At 76.0% G+C, this 1,997-nt stretch carries 2 protein-coding genes and 1 pseudogene; all 3 read left to right on the top strand.

Going from position 1 to position 1,997, the window contains the following annotated elements:
- Nucleotides 1–157: 157 nt before the first annotated feature.
- Entirely contained in the window at nucleotides 158–937 is a 780-nt protein-coding gene (locus tag AC2CJA_RS26375; RefSeq protein WP_484605171.1) for an HAD-IIA family hydrolase, read from the top strand.
- 153 nt (nucleotides 938–1,090) lie between these two features.
- Entirely contained in the window at nucleotides 1,091–1,783 is a 693-nt protein-coding gene (locus AC2CJA_RS26380; protein WP_484605172.1) for a hypothetical protein, read from the top strand.
- An 18-nt stretch (nucleotides 1,784–1,801) separates the two neighbouring features.
- Nucleotides 1,802–1,997: pseudogene (locus AC2CJA_RS26385) on the top strand (class F sortase); the annotation flags it as partial.

The raw sequence follows: 1,997 nt of genomic DNA on the forward strand, positions 1-1,997 counted from the left end.
CCCCCCCCCCCCCCCCCCCCCCCCCCCGCCCCCCCCCCCCCCCCCCCCCCCCCCCCCCCCCCCCCCCCCCCCCCCCACTAATCTGGGGGCGTCGGCGCAGCACAGCGTGGTGCCGCCGCCACGCCCCGATGTGTGTTGTGACAGGCAGGAGTGATCAATGGCGGAGCGCAAGCCGATCGAGTCATGGCTGACCGACATGGACGGCGTCCTCGTCCACGAGGGAGTGCCGATCCCGGGGGCCGACGACTTCCTCAAGAGGCTCAGGGAGTCGGGCAAGCCGTTCCTGGTGCTGACCAACAACTCGATATACACGCCCCGTGACCTGCACGCCAGGCTGAAGCGGATGGGCCTGGACGTCCCGGTGGAGAACATCTGGACCTCCGCCCTGGCCACCGCCAGGTTCCTGGAGGAGCAGCGTCCGGAGGGCACCGCCTACGTCATCGGCGAGGCGGGGCTGACCACCGCGCTGCACGACATCGGCTACATCCTCACCGACACCGACCCCGACTACGTGGTGCTCGGCGAGACGCGCACCTACAGTTTCGAGGCGCTCACCAAGGCGATCAGGCTGATCAACGACGGCGCGCGGTTCATCGCCACCAATCCCGACGAGACCGGCCCGTCAGCCGAGGGCGTGTTGCCGGCCACCGGGTCGGTCGCGGCGCTGATCACCAAGGCGACCGGGCGCGAGCCGTACTTCGTCGGCAAGCCCAACCCGCTGATGATGCGGGCCGGGCTCAACGTCATCGGCGCCCACTCCGAGTCCAGCGCGATGATCGGCGACCGGATGGACACCGATGTGCTGGCCGGCCTGGAGGCCGGGATGGAGACCTTCCTCGTCCTCACCGGGCTGACGCGTCCGGCCGATGTGGACCGCTTCCCCTTCCGGCCCTCGACGGTCGCCGACTCGATCGCGGACCTCGTCGAACGGATCTGAGCCCGCCCCGCGCGTCCCCGCCCCGCGTACCCCGGCCTCCGCCACCCCGGTCCGTGTCCGCGGCGCGCTCGAACGGAGCAGTGCGGGGCGGCGCCGGGATGCGGGGCGGCGCGGGGCGGCGGATCTTCGGGAGTACCGACCCGGAGGTTCGACATGGGCATCTTCCGCACCGTACGACCCGCTCCGAGCGTCCTCGCCGTGGCGCTCGCCGTCTGTGCCGCGGCGGCCCCTCCCGCCGGTCTCGCCGCTCTCACGGCCCTGGCCGCCCCCGCGGCGGCCGCCGAGAGCCCCGGCGCCGGCACCTCCCCCCCGCCCGCGCCCGGCACGGCGGAGTCCGGCTCGCCGGAGGTGTCGGTACGGGTGAGCCCCGCGAAGGTCCGCCCCGGTGCCGAGGTCGAACTGTGGGCCGTTTCCTGCGGGGGCACCGTCGCCACCGCCCGCTCCGAGGCGTTCGTCGCCGACGCGCTGCTGGCGCCCGGCGCCGACCGCGGCGGTCTGCGCGGCGAGGCGGTCGTCCGCTCGGACGCCGAGCCCGGGGAGTACCGGATCACGGTGGAGTGCATGGGTGTGAAGGCCACCGGCCGAGTGGCCGTGCACCCCTCCGGGTCCGGCCCGGCCTCCGGAGGCCCTTCGCACCACGCCACCGACCCGGCCGTGAGCCCGGTCGCCCCCGTGCCGGCCGGCGGCGGAGGCACCGCGGAGGCGGCCGGCGACGAGGGCGCGGAAGCCGGACCGAGCGCCCTCCACACCGCCCTGGGCGCCGGGCTGGCGGGCGCCGCCGCCCTGGTCGCCCTCTGGCGGGCCGTGACGCTGCGCCGCCGGTCCCGCTCCGGATCCGGCCGCTGAACCACGGCGGCGACCGCCGTGTACGACGACGTTCCGGGCGGGGAGCCGCGCACGGGCTGCGCCTCCCGGCTGGCGGCGACAGCGGTGTGGGCGGTGCTGCTGCTCGGACTGTGGCTGTGGGGAAGGGAGCTGACCGACCCCGCCGCCCCGCCGCCGGAACCGGCCCGGGCGGGAGCCCCGGCGTCCGGCCGGGCGCCGGGTGACGGCGCCGGCC

The sequence above is a fragment of the Streptomyces sp. ATLC9 genome, assembly GCF_057196705.1.

What these genes read in the sequence shown, in the direction of transcription:
- AC2CJA_RS26380 (WP_484605172.1), top strand. Translation starts at nt 1,091, where the DNA reads ATGGGCATCTTCCGCACCGTACGACCCGCTCCGAGCGTCCTCGCCGTG.
- AC2CJA_RS26375 (WP_484605171.1), top strand. Translation starts at nt 158, where the DNA reads ATGGCGGAGCGCAAGCCGATCGAGTCATGGCTGACCGACATGGACGGC.